The organism is Flavobacterium commune (genome assembly GCF_001857965.1).
Taxonomy (GTDB): Bacteria; Bacteroidota; Bacteroidia; order Flavobacteriales; family Flavobacteriaceae; genus Flavobacterium; species Flavobacterium commune.
This window is the reverse complement of record NZ_CP017774.1, coordinates 2,161,652-2,185,066: the sequence shown is the minus strand read 5'-3', so window position 1 is coordinate 2,185,066 and position 23,415 is coordinate 2,161,652. Positions and strand designations below refer to the sequence as shown.

The following is a 23,415-nucleotide window of genomic DNA, read 5'->3' as shown; positions in this document are numbered from 1 at the left end:
AAACACCATTAAACCAAACATCATGTACAATACACCATTTTTTCACATCGTCCTTGAGTTTTTAAAACAAGTAGGGAATAGCTTGTCAGCACAATTGCAAGGAGACATCAGAAGCGGTAAAGCCACTTTAGAAGACCAAACACTTTACATCAAGAAAAACTTCGCAGGAGGTGGTATCATCAATTTGATTACACCTACAACGGAGCGTATCGACGGTATCTGTTCTTTTGATAAAAACATCCTGCAAACAGGTAGGGTATTTGTTTTTGACGAAATCTCAATTGGCTACGCAAAAGACGCAGCACTTGGGAAAGAAGGATCGTTAAAATATAACATTGTTGCTCCTGCTCCTTTGTTAAATGCCGATTTTGTTATTATCCAAAACGGAAAAGAAGTCTTAAGAAAATCAGTTGCCGACTTACACAACTTAGCAGCCGGACAAAACGTAAAAGACCAATTCACAACACTAAAAGGATTGAAGTTCTTGACGGATGCCAAAGAAATCAAAATGCAATTAGTATTTCCTGACGGAGTAGTGATGGACGACACTACAGACAAACACTACATCTATGTTCGTTTGAACGGATTGCAAACTGCTATCAAAAGCTAACAGCACACACCATTAAACCAAACCAATAACCACAAAAAAGCCTTGTCTTATTAGGCAAGGCTTTTTTAATTATTCTAAAAAAATGGAAAAAGCTAAATACGATTACGAAACGGCTACAGTTAGCCTGGCAATTAATGAAACAGTTGATAGCGAAAGAATTGCAATTCCTGACGGAACTATAGTAGCAATTGGAGCAATTATAGCAGGAGATACCGAAGACAGAATCATTAACCTCTCATTGTTACAAAACAACAACGAAGTAGTAAGACCAGCCGACGTGCGCTTTACCCAAAAAAACAACGGAGGTTCTTTCCTTGAAAGTATGCGACCTGTTGATTTACCCGGAGGGAGACCTTATGAAGTTAAAATTGTGGCTTCGGCAGCATCTACAACCAAGTCGGTACAAATTCAAATCATTTTCATGATTGAAAAACCTAAATATTAATAACCATGGCATTACTACACTGCGGTAATCTTGTTAACAAACTAATAAAGGAAAACCATTCTGCTTATTCACTTAAGGGGATGGTTAACCCTACTTTTCAAAATCAGGGCGAAGCATCGGTAACAATTGACGGTAGGATTCTTGCTTCGGGAGAAACCTATTCAGTAGAAGCTCCCATTGTACTACAAAACGCTGTACCTATCACTTTTGAAAACGATAGTACTAAAACACGAGCCTTGTGGATAGGTTACGTGGCTATTATTTAAACTCAAATCACGCAATAATTATGAGTAACATATTAAAAATAATACAATTTTTAAAAGGGAGTGAAAAACGTTTTATCACTATTACCAATCAGGAAAATGGCAAACTTGTAGGTAAAAAAGATACATATTTAACAGACATTCCTAACGAAGATTTAGCGCATTATCTCAAATATCAGCTGGGTGAAATCACTCAACCAACTTTAGTTTGGATAGAACTTCGTTCTAAGCAGGGACCTACTTCTAAAAAAGAAGATACAGCAAAAATAGAAGTAATGCCTCCTAATTATCAGGAGCAGGCAGTACAATTGCCAGCCGTTCAAAATTATAGTCCTGCTGTTCAGGAACAAGCCCCGCAACCTAATTTTTTAGGCACACCCGCTTTAAACAATAATATTTTCGGACTTGGATTTCCTGAAATTATGAATATGCAAAGGAAAAGCGACCAGCTGGAAGACAAAAAAGAGCAGTTAGCTGATCTTAAGGAGGAATACAAAGATTTAAAACACAACTACAATTTAAAGGAAGTTGAAAATCGCGAATTGCTTTCAAAATTAGCTATTGCCGAAAGTCAAAAAGAAATGGCGGTAATGCTGGCTAAAAATGAGAACAAGTCTTTTGCCGATAGCCCCGTTTTTCAGTCACTTATCGAGCGAGCCCCTGAATTATTAAGCGGGATAGCTGCTATGAAAGGAGCCGCACCATTACCACAGGCAGCCGGATTAGGTCGTCCGAATGTGTCCGACACCCACGCTGAATTCTTTGACTATGCAGCCGATAATTTGAATGAAAATCAAATTAACTATTTGGGTTCAATTTGCGGATTTATGAATAATCCTGAATTTCAAAATGACTTAAAACTTTTAATCCAACGCTATGCCTCAAACTAATATAACCGTAACCGCTAAAACGGAAATTGAATTACTGACTAGAAAAAATGCAGTCGAAAAAGTAAACGAACTCACAACAGACCAACTAAAAAGAGTTCTAAAATTAATCGAATCGCCTAAAGCAAAAGAATATTTATCCAGTGATTTAAAATTTGCCGTTTTACAAAAATTTTTATAAATGAAACCAAAAAAATCAAAATTAGGAAGTCCGGCAGAAGTAGCAATCGAAAAAACAGTCGAGGTAATTCCTTTTTTGATTAAAACTGCCGTTTTCCTTGGATTAGGTTACTGGGCTTACAACAAGTACACGAACCGCTTTGTTAAACGCAAAGAAAACACCTCTTATCCTGCTGCCAATATCAGTTTAGCCCAGGCACAATCCCGAGCCGATGCTATTTATAGTTCCTTAGGTTGGGTATCGAATGATTTTGACAACGTATCCCGCCAGTTAACCGGATTAAACTATAACGGTTTTGTTCGGGTGTACAATGCTTTCGGACACCGCAGAGGAACGCTTTTAAAAGGACAACTCAACCTTGAAGAATGGTGTTACGACCAGTTTACGGATTACCAAGTACAACAACTTTCCTTTTTACTGGGAGGTGCATTTTTCCAATAAAAAAAACAAGGCTATGAAAATAACAGAACAAGAAAAGAAAAACCTGACTATAGGAATAGCTGTTGCTATAGGAGGTATAGTATTGTACACTGTTTTACGTCCCAAAACAGAGTCTTTTGCTGATCCTACCGGAAACGGAACTTACATACCGGGACAAGTGGCTTTTAATGCAAAATCGGTAGCGGGTAGTTTATACAACGCCATGAAAGATATGGGTACAGATGAAGAAGCCATAATCGAGATTCTAAAACCTGTAAATCAAACCCAGTTTGCTCAGGTAGTTACTGCATTTGGAAGAAAAAGCTACAACACGGTAACAGGCAATCAATATAGCTTTGACCCATTTTCAAGCTTACCCCTATTAGGTCTAAAAGACTGGTTATTCAACGAATTATCGGGCAAAGAATACGCTATACTAAGATTAAAATACCCTTATCATCTATAATTATGGCACTAGACAACAACTGTGTTTCATTTTACGAAACCGAAAACAGCCTGACTGCTAAAACCGCAGTTAAAGAAAGGATTTACGAAGAATTTTATACACCTCCTGTTGGTGAAACGGCAAGCGCAACAACACCAACCGCTGCAACGCCAACCGCTCCTAAAAAGAAATCGGTGTTATGGATTTGGGCAGCTGTAGCCGTAACCGCTTTACTGATGGCAGAAAACAAAAAAGAAGAAAGTATCGATTAACTAAAAATACCGTACCATGGCTAATTATTTTACTCAATTATTACACGACTCCCAGTCGCTTTATACTCCTCTTACAACTTCATTTAATACTGCAACCCCGGCAGCTACTAGAATTAATGTATCAGGAGTTGTTATTGCCGATGACGGAGAGAGTTTACCGGGTGCAAACATAAGCGTTAACGGTGTGGCTAAAATTCAAACTAACGGAAACGGCTATTTTTCTCTAACAAATATTTTATCAACGGATATTATCAAAGTATCATACATAGGTTATGAAGATTACGAAAGCAAAGCAGCCGATTTACCAAAGGCAATCAATATGCTTTCCTCTGCGGAAGCTTTAAATGAAGTAACCGTTTACGCAAAACCAAAAAACAAAACAAACTGGCTTTTATGGTTGGGAATAGGCACAGGTTTAGGTTTAATAGCCTACAAAATACACAGCGCAAAAGCAACCGTAAAAGCAAAAATTTAATAATTACTCATTGCGTGAAATTGCCCTTGCCACTCTAAGCCATAAAGAGTGGTAAACGGCAATTTTAATTAAAAACCAAACACCATGGCAAACTTCAAACTTTTTATTCCAATACTTCAAAAAATAGAGGGCGGTTATCAAAACCTGTCCGGAGACAATGGCAATTATAACTCATTAGGTCAAAGAGTAGGAACAAATCACGGTATTTCGGCTCGTTTTTATGAGGATATTATCGGGAGACCGCCTACAGTAGCTGATATGAAAGCTATTACTAAATCTAAAGCCGAAGCTTTGTACAAAAAATACTTTTGGGACGACGTACAAGGGGATTCACTTACAAATCAATCAGTAGCCAACTTAATTGCAGATCATGCTGTCAATTCAGGCGAAAGTCCTATAGGTACCATCGTACAACGTATTTTGAAAAATGATTTCAATAAAAACATTGTAGTCGATGGTGATATTGGACCCGTAACCGCCCGAGCCATTAACTCGGTTAACCAGCAATCCCTTTTTACAAAAATCAAAACCGCAAGAGCAAGTTATTACTATAGCCTTGGAGGCGAATTTTTAGGCGGGTGGCTTAACCGATTAAAAAGCTTTTCATTCTCAAAAAACGCATTGCCATCGGGACAGGTGGCTTAATATTGATAGGAATTGCAGCTTATTTAGGATACAAAAAATATAAAGAACACAATCGATGAGCGGAAAACAAAACATAACTATAGGTGTTGTAAAACCTAACGGAAGCACTACAATTGTAAACGAAAACAACGTTGATTTAGAGCAACGCCTTACAGCTGTAGAAAACGCCCAGGGAATTAAAACAGGAGCACCGGGAAAAATCTTTGTAGTGTGGACTCGCATAGGTTATGAGTACGAAGTAACCTATCCGTTATACTATATCAACGGTCAGGCATTCCCGGCAGGTTCTAAAAAAATAACACTTGAAGGCTCACACGCTACCTTAGACAGAACAGACACCTTTGGTTTAAATGCTTCAGGTGCTTTTGCTATTGCAGGAAATCCGGCAGCCGAACCCATTGCACCTACTGTTGACACGGCTAACGAAATTTTTATAACCACAAGAGACGTTAAAGCCAACACCGTAGAACCGGAAGCCGACCCAAACCCTACTCCGGTTGCTGATGTGGTGGTGTACAAACAAAATGTTGAGTGGCAAACAACTGCAACAAGTGCGGGAACTAATTTTAACCATACAGGAGAACCATTTGAAGGAACTAAAGCAATAAGACTTGTTAGTATCATTAAATTCAAAGATACTGTAAACATTCACGATGCCTCTCAATTTGATGCTTTACGCTTAAAGCTATTGCAAAATTACCAAGGCTCAGGCTACTCAGGATTTACTTTTAAGTTTTTATTGAATGACACGGTAGTTTCCAGTTCCGAAACCATAACATCGGGTATTGATTATCCTTTTTTTAAAAATCCTGCGGTTTATGAGACCGTTTTAGTCGATTTTAACCGTTTTGCATTTACCAGCAATGATTTTAACAGCATCGAAATCACTCCTATAAAACCAGCTCGTTTTACAGGTGCTTCTTTGATTGATAATGTAGTTTTGATTGCTAAATCTGTTCATGTTGTAAGTTCGAACAATACTATAGATACCAGTTATTTTGTCCGTAAAGATTCTTTCCATTTTAATCCAATTGATACAACTGGAGTAATTACCGATTTAGATATTTCGACTAAAGAAGGTAGTGGATTTACTTTTATAGGAACAGTTACCGAATTACACTCTTTACATAATTCGAACCTGATCCCTAAATATTTTTACGGACAGGATTTTTACATCAAAAACGATCAGGCAACGCCTTTTATTATCAAACACAATTCGGGAGTAATTGAGCAGGAAAGATACGTTTTCTTATTCCCAAATGAAGAAGACTTAGAAATACAACCTAAAGAAATTATCCATTTCAAAGCGATAATGACGGATTACAACGGTGGGACTTTGGAGTTTGTGGGTAAGGTGGTTGATTTAGGTAATTTAATCGCTACAGCCGAAGAGAAATTGACTATCCATGACGATGATAAAATAGGTAATGCTGATAGTGAAGACAGTAACAAAACCAAGTTTTGGAAATTTTCAACGATTAAAACGAATTTAAAAACGTTTTTCGACAACTTATACAAAACATGGATTCTCGATATTGAAACCACAGCATCAGTAAACTATACCTTATCTATTGCCGATATAAAAAAGAAAACCGTTTTTACAGCAACTAATCCAATTGCTTTAAACGTTCCTACTGATGCTACCGTAGCAATTGCTATAGGTACTAAAAAATCATTTACGGTGCAAGGTAGTGGTACTGTGACTGTTCAAGGGGCTGGTGTTACTTTTATAAATATAAATTTAATTTTTTCTACAGGTAAAACTTTCTTTTTGGAAAAAGTTGGAACTGATACATGGGCGGTTTATGGGGATAATTTAACTGTAAATGATGTTGTCACTTTATCGACAAATCAAACAATTTCAGGGACTAAAACACATACTGGTAATGTGAATTTAACCAGGTCTTCAACGGGCACAAATGGAAGGTTCGTCATACAAAATTATGACACTTCTTCGGGTTATGCTAATGCAGCTATTTATGCTGTAAATTTTCAAAACGCACATAAATGGTTGGCGTTAGAAGTTTACGGAGGTATAGGTATTCAGACAAATGTACAAAATGACGCTTCAGTTATAGCTGGTGCTGTTATGTTTGCTGGTACTTCAGGACATTCTAAACCTTTTATAATTTATAATCTTCAAAATTCTAATGCTACTGCCAATTATTTAGAATTTAGAAAAGGAACAACTAATCCTCAAACAAGTCCTTTAATTGCTTCGATAGACTCTAATGGCGGATTTAGAGCAGCTTATGTAGTATTAAAAAACACTACAGTTGCTAATTTACCTGCTACACCTGTTTCTGGAATGGTAGCTTTTGTTACTGATGCTTTGACACCTACTTATAGAGGGATTGTTACAGGTGGTGGTTCTGAAAAATGTATGGTTACTTATGACGGTACTAATTGGTTAACTTAAAAGATATAAAATGAAACTAAAAAAATTAAACTACACCCATCCATTTACAAAAGGATTATATCCTGAAATGTTTGTTGAAGAAAGAATAGGACAACTAGACCGCCACTCTAATTATTTAAAAGTAGATTTCATTATGTACTGGGTTGATAATGGTGAAAAACAAATTATAGCTGAGGCATTTTTGCCGTTCAAAGGTATTGATTTTACGGCTGAATCTACTAATCAAACCATGATGTGCTTGCTTGAAGGAGAGACAGAACCAGTACCTATGCTTCCTGTATTAATGGCTAATGCAGGAGCTTTGCCCGAAGGTGCTGTTATTACTGAAATCGGTTATCCAAATTTTACAGATGTTCAACAATATTTTGAAGGTGGTTCAATTCAATTGCCTGAGATTATTGTAACTAATCCTTTGGCTAGAATGTTCATCCTTAAGAAATGCGTTATTAACGGCGACACCTTGGAAAACCAAGGTTTTGAATTTGTAGAGTAAATGGGCTTTTTTCTATTCATAATCGCATATATCCTTTTATTCCCATTAACGTTTGTGAATCTGTTTTATGTGGAAAAAACAAAAGGTTATTTCAGAGACACAGCAAAAAATATAGATGTTTTTGCAAACAGGGAGTTTAGGGCATTTTGGAACAAAGTATTAATTACAGAAGACGGTTATGCGTTTGGCGTTCCGGGAGAAACCATTTCGAGTGCCTTGGGAAAAAACCAACTCAAAGGCACACTAACCAAAAGAGGTAAATTTTTAGTAGAACTACTAGACACAATAGACGAAAACCACAGTATCAATTCAATAGACATTAGCATTATGGGAAAACTAAACCAACCTACACCTAAAAGAAACACCTTACTATGGAAAATAGGTACATTTTTCTATGGATTAATAGCCTTGCTAAATGAAAATTTTAGCATAATAGCAGGATTTGGATTAGAACCAAAAACAGAAGCTACCATAAAAACAGCAGGAATATTTATTTATTTTTTGTTTACCTATTTCAACTTCAAACAAACATTGTCTAACCTTAACCCTATGCCATAATGAAACTACTAGCCGAAATTATAGAAATTAAATCAACCGCCATATTCTCCATTATGATAGCCCTATTTAGTACCATAAACATAGACTTTGCTTTTAAATTAATAGGTTTCATCATTTACGTAGGCTACCAATTGCAACGCTGGTACATCATGCACGACGAATGGAAAACGAACAAAAAAAACCGCAAGCCATGAAAAAGTATTTCCTTTTAAATCTTTTCGCAATATTGATTTTGCTGCTGATGTTATTTAGCTGCAAAACTACCCAACCGATTAACGAAGTTAAAGAAACCACCATCGTTAACCATGACAGCATCAATTTAGTGAAATTTACTATTCGCAATCAGGCAATTGTGGACAGTTTGAAGATCATCATTGGCAGTATCAAAACCGAAAAAAAAGAGTGCGATTCCGTTTGTCAAATTGCAATTGATAAATTATTAAGCCAATTGAACACCTCTAAAAAATCGGGAGCCAATTCGTATAACGTCAATTACAATTCGAAAGACAAAAGCCTGAATTTTAACAGCAAAATTGGAGCTACTGAGAATAAAATTTATAAAGTGTATTACCGCATTACCAAAACAGTAACGCTTTATAAAACTAAAGAAATCCCGGTAGATAAACCTCTTCCTAAATGGCAAATAATTTTAATGCAAATTGGAGCAGTAACAATAGGTTATTTATTGCTAAAATTTATTACTTTTATCAAACCAAAAGTCTGAGACTTTAAAACACCATTAAACCAACCACCAAATGAAAACAACCACCACAACCCCAAAAAAAGGGGATAATACGTATTTGTATCTCGGCATTGCATTACTGGCAGGTGTAGGCTTATACGCTATGAACGGTAACAGTAATACCGAACCAACAGACGATTTAACTACCGATACTCCATCCTCTACTCCGGCAGCAGCTAAACCCGATTTAAACAAAGTTCTTTCTCTTGGTTCAAGAGGTTTAGAAGTGGGTAAACTACAGCTTTTAATGGGAATGAGTGGTAGCGAGGTGGACGGTATTTTTGGGCCAATAACCGAAAAAAAACTACTTACTACCAAAGGAGTAAAACAAGTTACACTAGCGCAATACCCTACATTGCCTACATTAATAATTGTTCCTGTTCTACCGTTAAATACTAATATTCAGGCAAAAAATCCGCAAGGAGTCAAAGTATATGGAGCTGTTGCTAAAGCCGATGGAAGTTACTACTCCAGCGGAAATGTAGTAAGCACCTTTGACTATGGCGAAAAAGTAGGCTTAATAAAATCGACTATGAACGCCAGCGGTTACTATCTGATTTATTATTATGGAATGTTTAACGCTCTAAGAAAAGGCTTTGTAAAGGCTTCGGATGTAGAAAAAATTTAAGATCATGGAGGGAAAAACTATTTTAGCATGGTTAGGCGGTGCAGCAGTTGTAAGCACACTTTTTGCTTTTAAGAAAAAAAATGAATTTTCAAAAGTCATTGAAAACATGACAATGGATTTGCGCAATTTGCGCAATTTGAGACTTCGTGATTTTGGCACACCGCAAGCCCGGGTATTATTAGACTTGGATATTGCCTTTCACAATCCTACCAAGTTCGATATGACTATTTATAGTGCGGGATTGATAACCGTAAAACAAATACAGTTGCTGTACAAGGGAGTTCTTATAGGCAATGCTTTACCAAAAGGAGAAGGCGAAAACAAATTCGAGTTACCAGCCTATTCTAACTATGTTATTGAGGGAATTACGGTGCAATTGTCGTTGGTAAATGTGGTTCAGCAGTTTTTAACAGGCGGACTAGACACCAATGTAAATAATTACCAAATTCATACCGTTGTAGATGCCTTGGGAAAAAGCTGGATTGTAAAGCAATAAACAAACACCATTAAACCAAAACTATGTCAGTTACCAAACAATTCAATGGATTGGCAGGCACTACTGTAACTCGTGAATACTTAATCGAATTGCAAGCCAAAGCCAAAGCCGAAAATCATAAAGAAGTTTACGAACGAGTTTCGAAGTTTTTAGCCAACTACCCGGACGATAAAAAATTCGAAATAGAAATAGATACCCCTGCTCGTGAGACTAGGGGTTTAAGCGTTCCCGTTGTTCCTAAAAAAAAAGGTGAAGAACTGCATTATATGCAGGACAACGTGAAAGTAGCCAGCATCAATAAGCATGGAGTAATAACCTGGCATAAAAAAGGAATCCCAAGCAAAGAACGCTACCAAATTAGAAAAGCTGCGAGAGTGGTAGGTCTTGGCTGCCCTAATCCCGAAGATTTTAACGGAATGCTGCACGGTATCGATATGGAAACCGAAAACCACGAACAAATTTATGGTTTGGGTAAGGCAGTTTCTCCCGATGCTATTTATGATATGGTTACTAAGCGAATGCTGGATTTAATTGAAAAAGCCAATAAAGGCGATTATGAAAGAGCTTGGAATGACGAAGGCTATTTAATTCCGTACAATTTTGTTTCAAAAAAACCATACAGAGGAATTAACAGCATGATGTTAACCCCTTTATTTGGTACACTGGATAACCCCTATTTTTTAACTTTTACGCAAATAAAAGAAAAAGGCGGTAAGTTAAAAAAAGGCAGTAAAGGACAGGAGGTTGTTTACTTTTCAAGAACTGAAAAAGAATACAGTGATGCCGAAATTGAAAGAATTAATAAGGCAGCAGGAAGCGAAACAGCCAAAAAAGGAGACAAGAAAGAATTTTTCTTCTTAAAGTATTATAACGTTTTTAGTGCTTCTGATATTGAGGGAATCGATTTTGATTTAGATAACTTTAAGTTACTTGGAAAAGTCACAAACGATGTAAAAGCAGGCAACAATCAAACCATAGATATTGCCGAAAAAATAGTTACGCATTATCCAAAACCAAACCCTAAAATTGAGTACAAAGGAAACAAAGCTTTCTTTGCTCCAAGTAAGGATTTGGTTAGTATGCCGCCTATTGATAAATTCAAAAGTTCACAGGATTTTTACAGAACACTATTTCACGAACTCAGCCATAGCACAGGACACGAAAACCGTTTGAAGCGTGATTTTTCGGGTGCGTTTGGTTCGCCTGAATACGCATTCGAGGAACTAACTGCCGAATTTGGAGCCGTGTTTTTATCAGCACAGGCGGGAATTATGTTTTACACCAATAAAAATCATGCTGGCTATTTAAAAGGCTGGAATGAAGTGCTTGTTCCACAACTAAAAAAAGACAATCGTTTCTTAATGCGCGCCAGTTCAGCAGCACAAAAAGCAGCCGATTTTATTCTACAACCGGATAGCGACGGTATTTTTAAGTTTTTGAAAAAAGAGGCAAAAAAAACCGATAAAAAAGAAATTAAAAAAGCTGTAGAAAAAGAAGAAAACTATCCTTTTTTTAAAGAAGAAATTCCTTATGATGTTGCATACAGGGCTTATACTGGTATTTCGTTTACACCCGAAAAAAGAGCTGTCTCAGAACAAAATGGCTATTTTGATTTTTTGAAATCGGTTTATGACGAAAATCATAAAAAAGCCAAAGCTTCGGACAAATTAGAAATCTTTGAAACTAATTTTTTGAAGTTCAAAGAGGGATATTTAAAACGTTCCCTAGACTACTTACGCTCAAAACACGGTATCTTTTCCTCAATGATTGCTGGTTCTGCAAGATTCCCAGTCGCTCGAATGGAAAAGAAAAACCGTATAGCCAACGACAAACTTAACGAACTTGTTGAATATGGTAAAATAGGGCAAAAAAGGCTTTTAGCCAGCATTACACCTGAAGCCGAAAAACCAATTAAAACAGGAGCAAAAGGAACTTTGGAAATTTTACAGGAAAAGCTAAAAGAAGCTGAAAAAAACCATAAGAAAAACCTAGAAGGAAACAAGCTCCTAAAAAAAATACGTTCTAATCCAAAAGCAACAACCAAAGACCTAGTGGACGGACTTATAGCAATTGGTTTCAATGAAGAAGTAGCCAAAAAAGAAGCAGATTATTTTATGAAATATACCTATGCTGGATTTCATACTGCCAATTCCAACGCAAAGGTTAAAAGAATTAAAGACCAAATTGCATTAGAAGAAAAACTAAACCAACGTAAAAGCCAAACAGGAAACAAAGAATATTCATTTAAAAATGGTAAGGTATTAGATAACTACGAGCTTAACAAAATCCAAGTATTATTTGACAACAAACCTGATGAAAAAACACGTTCTTTTTTAAAGAAAAGCGGTCAGGCTTTTAAATGGTCACCTAATAATGGGGCATGGCAAAGACAGCTAAACACTTATTATCGATTAAATAGAGAGGATTTATTTAAGTTTTTAGAGGTTTCAGCAAATGAAGCTAAAGATCAAGAAAAGACCAAAAATAACACGGATAAAGACAAAAAAAACACCAAAACAGCAGCCAAATATCCAAACGGTACGGTTGTCAATTGGGACGGTGTAATTTATGAAGTGGGCAACTCGGTTAACATGAGTACGGCAGCTTCCTCGATGAAATATTTACTAATTTCAGGAAATACCGAAATTTGGACGGACGAAGCCACAATAGACAGTTTAAAAGCAAAAGAAAACCAACAAAAAGTTGATAAAAACGGTCAGGTAGCTCTATTTGGTTCTTTGAATGCTCCCGATGTTACCGAAATCGAAACCATTTATCAGGAAGTTCCGGCACAAGTTCCGGCCGTTCAACAGACTATCGTTCATGTCCCTATGGAAGAAATTGAAGACCCTGAAGAAGAAAGGGTAATTACTCCTTTAAATCGAAATTCGTTAGCGTACCGCAAACAAAACCGAAGCAATACCGTACATGAATACTACACGATTGAAAATCCTGATATTGCCACTTTTTTAGGTAAAATCGAAAAAAAGAAAAAAGAAAGTGTAGCCATTACGATTGCCGGAGGACAAGGAAGCGGAAAAACAAGCTTTGTCTTTCAATTAATGAACGCCTTTTCAAAGCATTATAAAGTAGGTCACGCTTCCATAGAAGAACATCCTGAGAGTGCTTTGTATGAAGACAAAGCAGAACGTTTTTGGAATGAAAATGCAAAGGCTACTATTGATAGCCCTGAAATTAATTCGATGCAGGATATTAAAGATTTAATTCTACGCAATGACGTAATTGTAATTGATAGTTTTAGCAAATTGTTATCAATGGACAATAAAATTTCCTTAGATGAAACTTTCAGGAAAAAATATGACGGCAAACTGTTTGTTATTATTTACCAGTTGACTACAGACGGCAAAATGCGTGGAGGTTCATCCAGTCAATTTGATGGCGATGTAATTCTGTTTGTAGAAAAATTTCCTGATTTCAAAGACAACTATGTTTATGCCGACAAAAACCGTTATCAAAATCGTTCGTTAGACGAACTGCATTATAACATTGCCACCGCAAAATTAGTTCAACCCGAAGAAGAGGAAGAAGATTTGCAATTTGAAGAAGTAGAGAGAATTTAAAAAAGGACAAAAATGCTAGTACGAAAATTAAGGATATATGCAATACTAATGCGTTTGCAAGAATTACAAAATGAAAAGCATTTCAAGGCTTTAATACCTGAACCTATAAAATTTGAACCACAACCATTTTTGCCAATAGTAAAAGAATTGTTCGATAAAAAAGGTAAACCATTCGAGCAACCAAAATCAAAATATCATAAATAATTAATCACCATTAAACCAACCGTTATGAACGCATTTGAATATTATAAATCAGAATTAGCCACTAAAAAAACAACAGCAGCTAAAAAAACATTTTTAACGAAAACATTCAACGAACTTAGTTCGCATTTAAAAGATCTATTAAATTACCAAAAGAAAGGAGCTTCCGGAGGTATGAAATATGCTTATTTACATGGCGAACCAATTACAGCAATTAGAATTTCTAAAATTAAAACAGAAATAAAAGTAGTTGAGAAATTAAGAAGTCAACTATAATCACCAATTAATCACCATTAAACCAAAATTATCATGGCAACAAAAAAAGTATCGAAGAAAGAAGCAACAACAGCTTGTGGAACACATTTAAAAAAAGGTTACAAATACGTAAAAGGCGGTGGAGTAGTCAAAGTCGCATCAGCAAAAAAACCAGTTAAAAAGAAAGTGGCTGCTAAAAAGAAAACGGCTGTAAAAAAAAAGTAGTAGGCATATTTGATTGGCTTTTCTCATAAGTTTTGTATATTTGATGAAAATAAGTTCATTCCTAAGAATACCACTTGAAAACCGCTTGCTATCTGTAGGCGGTTTTTTTATACCTTGAAGCCAAAACGTACAATTTCTTCATTTGGAAACTCAATCATAAAAGATTCGTGCGGAATTTTGGTTTTTCGTTTCTCCCAATTTTTCAAAAGCCAGGCGTTTACTTTTTCTTTTGGGAAATTGATGTGTACTGAAGATGATTCTCTTTTCCAATTCCAACCTTTAGCCCATAAACAATAACATCGGTATTCCTGCCTTTCGTCATAAATTTGAACACTGGGGCAACTCAACATTTGTAAAGTTCTAAAAAGGGATTCTATTTGTGATAATGTATCGCTTGTTATCATTTGTATTACGAAAATCATTAAAATTATTACAGTAAAGGCTAAAATTCTAACGTATAATCCTCTCCGTAGTCTTTTGGCAGCATCCCGCCAATATCTCTAAGATAATTTCTTAATGCTGTTTCGCTGGCGTGTCCGGTAATCGGCATCAGTTTTAAAATACTTTCATGTTCCGTCATTCCTTGTTTCATAAAGGCGTGAAACAAGTCCATTGCTGCCGTATGCCTGAAACTGTAAATACCATAATCACCGTTAAATTTAAGCTTCTCTTTTACCTTGGCAAAACGGTTTCCAAAATGGTCAACTTTAGATTTTTCGGTGGCCGTCCACACAAAATAAGAACCTAAGTTGGTAAATAAATGTGCATCGCTCGGTAAGTTGTTTATATTAATTTCTTCCAGCCAGTCTAACACCGGTCCGACTAATTTTTTTATCTTCTTTCTTTCCGATTTTGTCTCAACTTTTAAATATTTTTCACGCAAATTAATGTCGGACACTTTCAATCGAATAATTTCCCTTGGACGTAAAAAAGTATAGATCACAAACTGTATAAAGTGGTACAATTGCTTGTCGTTTTCAAGTAAATAATCCCTAATTGCTTTTACTTCATATCCGGTAAAAGGTGTATTTTTAATCGGGTCGTCTTTTTTGGTATCTATTTCAGCAATGATATTTTTAGGTATGATTTTATCTTTAACCAATTTACCAAAAAGTCCGGACAAACACCTTTTATAATTGTCTTGCGAAGTTCCACCTACTCCCCTGCCTTTTGGCTCAGGTTTAATCAGCCAGTTCATAAACGTAACTATATGAACTTCTTTTAGTTCGCTTATATCTTTGTTTACCAGCTTGTTCTTTTCAATCCATTCCATAAACACACCTAAGCGTATTCTGTAATCGTCAGCCGTTGATTTTTTCCAAGAACCAAGCTTATTGTCATAAGCATACTGCAATGCTTTTTTGACCGAATATGTTGCGTTCTCAAACTCGTTAACTTCTTTTTTTGGAGCCAGTGAATTTTTAACAAAAGGATTTAAACCCTGATTCAAAAGTACCGTATAACTATCTACCCAAACCTGACCAACTTCTTTGCGTTCGGCAACAGTTTTATAAGTATTTATTTTGCAATAATCCTTAATTTTTTCCATTTTACCAGTATCCGGATTCCTGAAATAATAGTACACATACCAACGGTGATTGGGTAAAACCGTTGGTTTTCCGTCCACTTTTGGGATGTATAATTTTACTTCAGAGAAGTCCCGCATACCTACCTTGATTTTAATTTTAACAGGCTCGTTTGTAGGCTCGCTTTGTATGTAAAATTCAATTTCTCTCATTTTCAAAACCGAGCCAAAAACAAAAAACCCCTTAAAAATAAGGGGTTTCTTTGTACTCAGAGCGGGACTTGAACCCGCACGAACATTGCTGTTCACTGGATTTTAAGTCCAGCGTGTCTACCAATTTCACCATCCGAGCATGATGTAAAATCGAGCGAAAAACGGGGCTCGAACCCGCGACCTCGACCTTGGCAAGGTCGCGCTCTACCAACTGAGCTATTTTCGCATTTTTCAATTCTTATAAAGAACCGCGATACTTGTTCTGTATTGCGGATGCAAATTTAAGAGCTTTTTTCGATTACACAAACGTTTTTCAAAAAAATAATCAATATTTTTTTTAAGCTTTTGATTTGCTTCAATTTAAAAATGAAAAAAAATTATTTTCGGGTTAACATCCGTTTAATTTCATTCAACTTCATCAAAGCTTCAACAGGAGTAACCGAATTGATATCAATATTTAAAATCTCTTCTTTGATTTCCTCCAACAAAGGATCATCAAGATTAAAGAAACTCATTTGCATTTCTTCCTTATCCGATTTAATTCCGTTTAACGCATCACTAGAATGATCTTTCTCTAATTTCTTCAAAATCTTTTGCGCTTTTAAAATCACAATTTGTGGCATTCCCGCCATTTTTGCTACATGAATTCCAAAACTATGTGCACTTCCGCCTTTGACTAATTTTCGAATAAAAAGCACATTATCTTTTAACTCTTTTACAGACACATTATAATTCTGAATTCGAGTCAGAGATTCACTCATTTCATTCAACTCGTGATAATGCGTAGCAAATAATGTTTTGGGCTTTGATGGATGCTCATGCAAATATTCTGCAATAGCCCAGGCAATCGAAATTCCGTCATAAGTACTCGTTCCTCTTCCAATTTCGTCCAACAAAACCAAACTTCTATCGGAGATATTATTCAAAATCGAAGCCGTTTCATTCATTTCGACCATAAAAGTGGATTCTCCCATCGAAATATTATCGCTCGCTCCTACTCTGGTAAATATTTTATCAACAAGACCCATTTTAACACTATCAGCAGGAACAAAACTTCCCATTTGAGCCAAGAGCACAATTAAAGCTGTTTGACGCAAAATAGCCGACTTACCCGACATATTGGGACCTGTAATCATAATCAATTGCTGGGCTTCTCTATCCAGGAAAACATCATTTGCAATATAAGGAACACCTACCGGCAATTGTTTTTCGATAACAGGATGTCTTCCGTTTTTTATATCCAGTTCGAAAGTTTCATCCAGTTCAGGACAAACATAATTGTTCTCAATAGCCAATTGGGTAAAAGAACACAAACAATCCAGTTGCGCCACCAAATTAGCATTTAACTGAACAGGTTTGATATAAGTAGCAATCCAAGCTACTAATTGCTCGAATAATTCCGATTCAATTTTGTGAATTTTTTCTTCAGCACCTAAAATCTTCGCTTCGTATTCTTTTAACTCTTCGGTAATGTAACGCTCGGCATTAACCAGCGTTTGTTTTCTTATCCACTCCGTCGGAACTTTATCTTTGTGCGTATTTCTAACTTCTATATAATAACCAAAAACATTATTAAACGAAATTTTTAAAGACGAAATCCCCGTGCGTTCAGACTCTCTCGCCTCAATCCCTTCTAAAAATTCTTTTCCCGAAGTAGAAATCGCTCGCAATTCGTCCAACTCTTCATTAACTCCTTTAGCAATCGCATTTCCTTTGGCTATAGCCACCGGCGCATCCTGATTCAATGTAGTTTTTATTTTTTCGCGCAATAAATCGCAACTATGCAAATTATCACCAATAACTTTCACCGCTTCTTGCGGACTTTCTAACGACAGCGTTTTTATTGGAATAATAGCGTCTAATGATTCTTTCAAGTAAACCACTTCACGAGGCGACACTTTTCCCGCAGCAATTTTAGATATCAATCGCTCTAAATCCGAAATTTGTTTGATTTGGTATTGCATTTTTTGCAATACTTCCTGGTTTTCTTTCAAATAAGCCACCACCTGATGACGGCTTTGTACTTTATTCGCGTCTTTTAACGGCAATGCCAACCAACGTTTCAACAAACGCCCTCCCATTGGCGAAAGCGTTTTATCAATTACATCCAAAAGCGTAACCGCATTAGGATTGTAACTGTGGTACAATTCGAGATTTCGTATCGTAAACCGATCCATCCACACATAAGCATCTTCGGCAATACGCTGAATAGCCGTGATGTGTTGTACTTTGTTATGTTGTGTTTCTGACAAATAATACAAAACCGCCCCCGAAGCTATAATCCCTTCTTTTAATTCTTCGACTCCAAAACCTTTTAAAGAAATCGTCTGGAAATGCTTGGTCAATGTTTCAAAAGCATAATCTTCTTTATAAACCCAATCTTCCAGATAAAAACAATGATAATCTTCTCCAAAATTTGTCTTAAAATCATTCTTATGATTCTTTTGAATTAAAACCTCTGACGGACTGAAATTCTGCAATAATTTATCGATATATTCTGCATTTCCCTGCGCAGTAAGAAATTCTCCGGTAGAAACATCCAAAAAAGAAATCCCTATTGATTTATTTGAAAAATAAACCGATGCCAAAAAATTATTCGTTTTAGAATGCAAAACCTCATCATTCATAGAAACTCCGGGAGTAACAAGTTCGGTCACACCACGCTTTACAATGGTTTTAGTCATTTTAGGATCTTCCAGCTGATCGCAAATAGCAACACGTAGCCCAGCCTTGACTAATTTAGGTAAATAGGTATTAATAGAATGATGTGGAAATCCTGCCAAAGCCGTTTCGGTCTCTGAACCCGCGCCTCTTTTTGTTAATGTAATTCCTAATATTTTTGCAGAGCGAATGGCATCTTCACCAAATGTCTCATAAAAATCGCCAACTCTAAACAGTAAACAAGCATCCGGATATTTTCTTTTTATCTCATTGTACTGCTTCATCAATGGGGTTTCCTTAAGCGTTTTCTCTTTAGATGCCAATTTGTATCGTATTTAATTATTAGAAAAATGTGAAGGCGAATTTAAAAATTTTATAACGAATAACTATCACTTCAAAAATTAAAAGCATTTTTAAGTAAAATTTAAGTCATTGGCATGATTTTTTCTTTAGTTTTGTTCTACAAATACTAAAATATATAATTAAGATGAAAAAGATAATTTTACTTGCTGCACTAGTTGTTTTTGGAATTACTAACTCGAAAGCACAAACAACAACTAAAAAAATCAAAGCTACCGCTACCAAAATAGTAAAAGTAAACGGAGCAGGAATGGTTTTTGAAAAAGAGACTATTGATTACGGAACAATTCCTCACAATGCCGATGGAAAACGTGAATTTGTTTTTACAAATAACGGAAACAAACCTTTAATCATTACAAATGCTGTAGGTTCATGCGGATGTACTGTACCAACTTACCCAAAAGAGCCAATTGCTCCGGGTGCAAAAGCAGTTATCAATGTAAAATATGCAACTGACAGAGTAGGTGCTTTTACAAAAACGGTTACCATCACTTCAAATGCAGAAGGACAGCCGTCAAAAACCCTAACTATCAAAGGAACAGTACTTCCTGATGATGCTAAAAAAAGCTAATTTTTAAAATACATACTACTCAAAAGAGCTTCCTTTCCTAAAATCGGAAGCTTTTTTTATTTCAAATAAATGCCATTATTAAAAAATGAGAAAACTAGAAAATAGCGAGCTGGAGAGAAAATCCATTGAAGACTTTAAAAAATCAGAAAAAACACCTCTTATTTTAGTTTTAGACGATGTACGTAGTTTACACAACATTGGTTCGGTTTTTAGAACTGCCGATGCTTTTTTGATTGAAAAAATATATTTATGTGGCATCACCGCGACACCTCCCAATAAAGAAATCCACAAAACAGCTCTGGGAGCAACCGAAACCGTAACTTGGGAACACAACGAAAACGTACTCGACACCATCAACACCTTAAAACAACAAGGTGTAATCACACTGGCTATCGAACAGGTTGAAAGTGCTATTTTTCTACAAAATTTTGAAGTAAAAGAAGGACAGAAATACGCTTTGATTTTTGGAAACGAAGTGCATGGTGTTGCCCAGGAAGCCGTAGCCTTATGTGATGGTTGTATCGAAATTCCTCAGTTAGGAACCAAACATTCATTGAACATTTCCGTAAGTGCAGGAATCGTTGTTTGGGATTTATTTAAAAAAATAAATTGGACTAAATAAGGCTATATTCAAAAAAATAATATTTTTACAATATGATAAACAAAACTTTACATATTGTAATTGTATTATTTTTTTTTTACAATCATAATTATTCCGCTACTACCTCAACTGTAATTGACCCTCCATCAATAACAGCTGAAAGCTACGATGTATACTGCCCTCAAACGTATCAAAAAATTGCAAAAAATGTAATTATCAATCACGACCCATCTGAAACGAGTACTAATGCAGTTGACATTCAAATTTCGTCTGGTTATAGAATTGGACAAGATCTATTACAATTAAACAATGATTACAAATTAAACAATCCTTCTATTTCAAGCACATTTATTGCTTCTGAAGGAAAACTAAAAATTTTTAATTCTTCTGGCAATTTAATACCCTATTCAGATTTAAAATTTGCCATAGAAGCAGTTGAATTTTATAATTCCTCTCCTAACCCTTCTGGAACAAGAAGTTTTTCTATAAGTATTGGTAATGGACAGGTAAGCTATTTACCCAGTAATGGACATTATTATGAATATGTAAGCAGCTATGGAATTTCTTGGACTGCTGCCAGAGATGCAGCAGCCCTAAAAAAACACTACGGACTACTACAGGGATATTTAGCTACACTAACCTCTGCTGAGGAGGCCCAATTAGCCGGAGCTCAAGCCCCTGGAACTGGATGGATAGGAGGTAGCGATGTTGAAACAGAAAATGTCTGGAAATGGATGACAGGACCAGAAGCCGGAACTGTTTTTTGGAACGGAAGAAGTAATGGCACGACAACAGCACCCTATTTTTATGCAAATTGGAACAACAATGAACCAAACAACAATATACAGCCATTTAAACCAACTGGAGAACATTATGCACACATTACGGCTCCCGGAATAGGAAGGGCTGGCGCATGGAATGACCTATCTAACGATGGAGATCCGCCAGGTAATTATCATCCAACGGGCTACATTGTAGAATACGGAGGAATGCCTGGCGACCCTATTGTAGATCTTTCAGCTAGTACAACGCTAAGCATGTCAAAAATTACAAGTACGACACCAGCTACAAGATGTGGAAATGGAACGGTAATACTACAAGCAACTGCCGAAAATGGAACAGTGTACTGGTACGATTCACAAACTGCAACAACACCAATTGCAAACGGAAACAGTTTCACTACACCTACTTTATCCTCAACCACTAGCTTTTATGTAGATGCTGGGTGCATTAACGAAAGAAAAACTGTAATAGCAACAGTTAATCCATTACCAATTGTAAATGACATTAGTATTTTACAATGTGATAGTGATACATCACCTGACGGAAAAACCCTTTTTAATTTAACCGTGAAAAACGATGCTATATCTACTAATTACAACAACGAGACTATTACTTACTATACCACTTTAAATGGAGCCAATAACGGAGTTGCAGCTGATTTAATTTCTAATCCGATAGCTTTCGAAAATACTACTTCTACCAACATGGATATTTGGGCTAGGGTAGCTAATAAACTTACAGGATGTTTTAGTGTTGCCAAAATCAGCTTAATAGTTTCTGCGACCAACATCCCTGCAAATTTTAAAATTATAGTCCCTCCAGTTTGTGATGATTTATTAGATAGTAATGGCAATAATAACACTAACAATAACGACAGAGACGGTATTAGTTCCTTTGATCTTTCGGCAACAAAAGCAACTATTCAAGGACTATTACCAACCACTGAAATTTACAACATCAACTATTACAGAAATGAAGCAGATGCTTTAGCTGAAATGAATAAAATTACAGACATTACTAACTACCGAAACATTGGCTATCCAAATACCCAAGATATTTGGGTGCGGGTAGATAGTCAAATCGAAAATGCCTGTTTTGGACTTGGCCCATACATCAGTTTAAAAGTTGAGGCCTTACCTTCTGCTCATCCAGTAATAATTAGCCGCCAATGTGATGACAATGATGATGGCATCTTTACTTTTAATACCGTTACTTTAGAGTCTGACCTAATAAAAGGACAAACCAATGTAGCCGTAACCTATTTTGATTCAAACAACTATCCTCTAAAAGATGTTAACGGAGTACTTATTTCAAGTCCCTTTCCTTCAAATTTCACAACAACATCACAAATAATAAAAGCAGTAGTAACCAATAACACTCCGGCACAATGTTATGACGAATCTACTATTGAATTTATTGTAGACAAAACGCCGCAAGCTTTCTCTATAAATCCAGCATTAACAACTAGCTGTGATGATGAAATCAATCCGTTAGAACAAGACGGAAAATATGCATTTGACACCACTGGTTTTGACACCACAATTTTAGGTGGACAAACAGGAATGACTCTAAAATTTTATGATGAAAATGGTGCTTTGCTACCTAGTCCACTACCTAATCTATTTGTAACTGGAACACAAAAGATTACCGCAACGGTTGAAAACCCTAACAATCTAAATTGTACTGCTTCAACGATAATTGAATTTAATGTACACCCTCTTCCTAATATTGATATTAACCTTGACGGAAGTGCTAACCAATTAGTTTGTTCTAACCTAACTACTTTTTATGTGACTTTGGATGCAGGCATTACCGATAACACTCCAACTTCGGATTATAATTATATATGGAAAAAAGATGGAATCGATTTAGGTATCAACTCACCTACAATAGACGTAAATGAAATTGGAAATTACTCTATCGAAGCTATCAATAGTTTAGGCTGCAGCAGAACAAGAACAATTAACGTAAATGCTTCCAATATAGCTACTATTGCATCAATAGAAATCGTTGAATTGTCCGATGAAAATTCCATTACCGTTAATGTAACTGGACCTGGAGACTATGAATTCAGTTTAGATGAGGCATCTAATTTTTGGCAGAATTCTAACCAATTTAATAATGTCCCAGCAGGAATTCACGAAGTTTATATTAATGACAAAAACGGCTGTGGTGTAGTTTCTAAAAGTGTAATTGTAGTTGGTATTCCAAAATATTTCACCCCAAACAATGATTCCTATAATGACTATTGGGGAATCAAAGGAATGACAAAATACCCTAATGCGTATGTACAAATCTTTGATCGTTACGGAAAACTTATTAAATTCCTGAACAATGCTAATCCTAATTGGGACGGAACTTTCAACGGAGCCTTATTACCAGCAAATGATTATTGGTATGTGATAAAATTAGAAGAAGGAAAACCAGAAATCCGAGGACATTTTTCTTTAAAAAGATAAA

27 protein-coding genes and 2 tRNA genes are annotated in these 23,415 nt (G+C 36.0%); 24 read left to right on the top strand and 5 right to left on the bottom strand.

Features of this window, described 5'->3' with window-relative positions; all coding sequences use genetic code 11:
- Positions 1–22: 22 nt before the first annotated feature.
- From BIW12_RS09190 to BIW12_RS16440, 21 genes are all read left to right on the top strand, one after another.
- The gene (locus BIW12_RS09190; RefSeq protein WP_157499527.1) at positions 23–610 is read left to right on the top strand and encodes a hypothetical protein; all 588 of its coding nucleotides are present in this window, start codon (positions 23–25) and stop codon (positions 608–610) included.
- Positions 611–692: 82 nt separating this feature from the next.
- Positions 693–1,055 (top strand): hypothetical protein, encoded by a 363-nt coding sequence (locus BIW12_RS09185; RefSeq protein WP_071184849.1) that lies wholly within the window; start codon positions 693–695, stop codon positions 1,053–1,055.
- Positions 1,056–1,060: 5 nt separating this feature from the next.
- Positions 1,061–1,321 carry a hypothetical protein gene (locus tag BIW12_RS09180; RefSeq protein WP_071184848.1) on the top strand — a complete coding sequence of 87 codons (261 nt, stop codon included), beginning with the start codon at positions 1,061–1,063 and terminating at the stop codon, positions 1,319–1,321.
- Between the two features lie 20 nt (positions 1,322–1,341).
- The gene (locus BIW12_RS09175) at positions 1,342–2,208 is read left to right on the top strand and encodes a hypothetical protein (RefSeq protein ID WP_071184847.1); all 867 of its coding nucleotides are present in this window, start codon (positions 1,342–1,344) and stop codon (positions 2,206–2,208) included.
- Positions 2,195–2,386, top strand: a complete 192-nt coding sequence (locus tag BIW12_RS09170; protein ID WP_071184846.1) for a hypothetical protein — start codon at positions 2,195–2,197, stop codon at positions 2,384–2,386. The genes BIW12_RS09175 and BIW12_RS09170 overlap by 14 nt, the downstream gene beginning before the upstream one ends.
- Positions 2,387–2,827, top strand: a complete 441-nt coding sequence (locus BIW12_RS09165; protein WP_071184845.1) for a hypothetical protein — start codon at positions 2,387–2,389, stop codon at positions 2,825–2,827.
- 13 nt (positions 2,828–2,840) lie between these two features.
- Positions 2,841–3,272 (top strand): hypothetical protein, encoded by a 432-nt coding sequence (locus BIW12_RS09160; RefSeq protein ID WP_157499525.1) that lies wholly within the window; start codon positions 2,841–2,843, stop codon positions 3,270–3,272.
- 2 nt (positions 3,273–3,274) lie between these two features.
- Positions 3,275–3,523: a hypothetical protein gene (locus BIW12_RS09155; RefSeq protein WP_071184843.1), complete on the top strand. Its 249-nt coding sequence runs from the start codon at positions 3,275–3,277 to the stop codon at positions 3,521–3,523.
- Between the two features lie 16 nt (positions 3,524–3,539).
- Positions 3,540–3,998, top strand: a complete 459-nt coding sequence (locus BIW12_RS09150; protein WP_071184842.1) for a carboxypeptidase-like regulatory domain-containing protein — start codon at positions 3,540–3,542, stop codon at positions 3,996–3,998.
- Between the two features lie 84 nt (positions 3,999–4,082).
- Positions 4,083–4,643 (top strand): glycoside hydrolase family 108 protein, encoded by a 561-nt coding sequence (locus tag BIW12_RS09145; protein WP_071184841.1) that lies wholly within the window; start codon positions 4,083–4,085, stop codon positions 4,641–4,643.
- A gap of 55 nt (positions 4,644–4,698) precedes the next feature.
- A complete protein-coding gene (locus BIW12_RS09140) occupies positions 4,699–7,062 on the top strand; it encodes a hypothetical protein (RefSeq protein ID WP_071184840.1) in 2,364 nt (787 codons plus the stop codon).
- Positions 7,063–7,072: 10 nt separating this feature from the next.
- Positions 7,073–7,555 (top strand): hypothetical protein, encoded by a 483-nt coding sequence (locus BIW12_RS09135; RefSeq protein ID WP_071184839.1) that lies wholly within the window; start codon positions 7,073–7,075, stop codon positions 7,553–7,555.
- Between the two features lie 69 nt (positions 7,556–7,624).
- Entirely contained in the window at positions 7,625–8,113 is a 489-nt protein-coding gene (locus tag BIW12_RS09130; protein WP_157499523.1) for a hypothetical protein, read from the top strand.
- On the top strand, positions 8,113–8,307 hold the full coding sequence (locus BIW12_RS16320) for a hypothetical protein (RefSeq protein WP_157499521.1): 195 nt from the start codon (positions 8,113–8,115) through the stop codon (positions 8,305–8,307). The genes BIW12_RS09130 and BIW12_RS16320 overlap by 1 nt, the downstream gene beginning before the upstream one ends.
- Complete coding sequence (locus BIW12_RS09125) at positions 8,304–8,837, top strand: hypothetical protein (protein ID WP_157499519.1); 534 nt, start codon at positions 8,304–8,306, stop codon at positions 8,835–8,837. The genes BIW12_RS16320 and BIW12_RS09125 overlap by 4 nt, the downstream gene beginning before the upstream one ends.
- A gap of 31 nt (positions 8,838–8,868) precedes the next feature.
- Positions 8,869–9,483: a peptidoglycan-binding domain-containing protein gene (locus BIW12_RS09120; protein WP_071184836.1), complete on the top strand. Its 615-nt coding sequence runs from the start codon at positions 8,869–8,871 to the stop codon at positions 9,481–9,483.
- 4 nt (positions 9,484–9,487) lie between these two features.
- A complete protein-coding gene (locus BIW12_RS09115) occupies positions 9,488–9,979 on the top strand; it encodes a hypothetical protein (RefSeq protein ID WP_071184835.1) in 492 nt (163 codons plus the stop codon).
- Between the two features lie 23 nt (positions 9,980–10,002).
- A complete protein-coding gene (locus BIW12_RS09110; RefSeq protein ID WP_071184834.1) occupies positions 10,003–13,560 on the top strand; it encodes a zincin-like metallopeptidase domain-containing protein in 3,558 nt (1,185 codons plus the stop codon).
- Between the two features lie 12 nt (positions 13,561–13,572).
- Complete coding sequence (locus BIW12_RS09105; protein ID WP_071184833.1) at positions 13,573–13,764, top strand: hypothetical protein; 192 nt, start codon at positions 13,573–13,575, stop codon at positions 13,762–13,764.
- A gap of 24 nt (positions 13,765–13,788) precedes the next feature.
- The gene (locus tag BIW12_RS09100; RefSeq protein ID WP_071184832.1) at positions 13,789–14,037 is read left to right on the top strand and encodes a hypothetical protein; all 249 of its coding nucleotides are present in this window, start codon (positions 13,789–13,791) and stop codon (positions 14,035–14,037) included.
- Between the two features lie 33 nt (positions 14,038–14,070).
- Positions 14,071–14,241, top strand: coding sequence for a hypothetical protein (locus BIW12_RS16440; RefSeq protein WP_198033410.1), 171 nt, complete (start codon positions 14,071–14,073; stop codon positions 14,239–14,241).
- Between the two features lie 107 nt (positions 14,242–14,348).
- On the opposite strand, the gene BIW12_RS09095 is transcribed toward BIW12_RS16440, so the two are convergent.
- The 5 genes from BIW12_RS09095 to mutS form a co-directional block, all read right to left on the bottom strand.
- Positions 14,349–14,645, bottom strand: a complete 297-nt coding sequence (locus tag BIW12_RS09095; protein ID WP_157499517.1) for a hypothetical protein — start codon at positions 14,643–14,645, stop codon at positions 14,349–14,351.
- A 38-nt stretch (positions 14,646–14,683) separates the two neighbouring features.
- Entirely contained in the window at positions 14,684–15,979 is a 1,296-nt protein-coding gene (locus BIW12_RS09090; RefSeq protein ID WP_071184830.1) for a tyrosine-type recombinase/integrase, read from the bottom strand.
- Between the two features lie 53 nt (positions 15,980–16,032).
- A tRNA-Leu gene (locus tag BIW12_RS09085) sits at positions 16,033–16,118 on the bottom strand.
- Between the two features lie 14 nt (positions 16,119–16,132).
- A tRNA-Gly gene (locus BIW12_RS09080) sits at positions 16,133–16,205 on the bottom strand.
- Between the two features lie 151 nt (positions 16,206–16,356).
- A complete protein-coding gene (gene mutS / locus BIW12_RS09075; RefSeq protein WP_071184829.1) occupies positions 16,357–18,963 on the bottom strand; it encodes a DNA mismatch repair protein MutS in 2,607 nt (868 codons plus the stop codon).
- 164 nt (positions 18,964–19,127) lie between these two features.
- Between mutS and BIW12_RS09070 the strand changes: the two genes are divergently transcribed.
- From BIW12_RS09070 to BIW12_RS09060, 3 genes are all read left to right on the top strand, one after another.
- A complete protein-coding gene (locus tag BIW12_RS09070; protein WP_071184828.1) occupies positions 19,128–19,571 on the top strand; it encodes a DUF1573 domain-containing protein in 444 nt (147 codons plus the stop codon).
- Positions 19,572–19,656: 85 nt separating this feature from the next.
- A complete protein-coding gene (locus tag BIW12_RS09065; protein ID WP_071184827.1) occupies positions 19,657–20,193 on the top strand; it encodes an RNA methyltransferase in 537 nt (178 codons plus the stop codon).
- A gap of 32 nt (positions 20,194–20,225) precedes the next feature.
- Positions 20,226–23,414: a T9SS type B sorting domain-containing protein gene (locus BIW12_RS09060; RefSeq protein WP_071184826.1), complete on the top strand. Its 3,189-nt coding sequence runs from the start codon at positions 20,226–20,228 to the stop codon at positions 23,412–23,414.
- The last annotated feature ends 1 nt before the right edge of the window (position 23,415 follow it).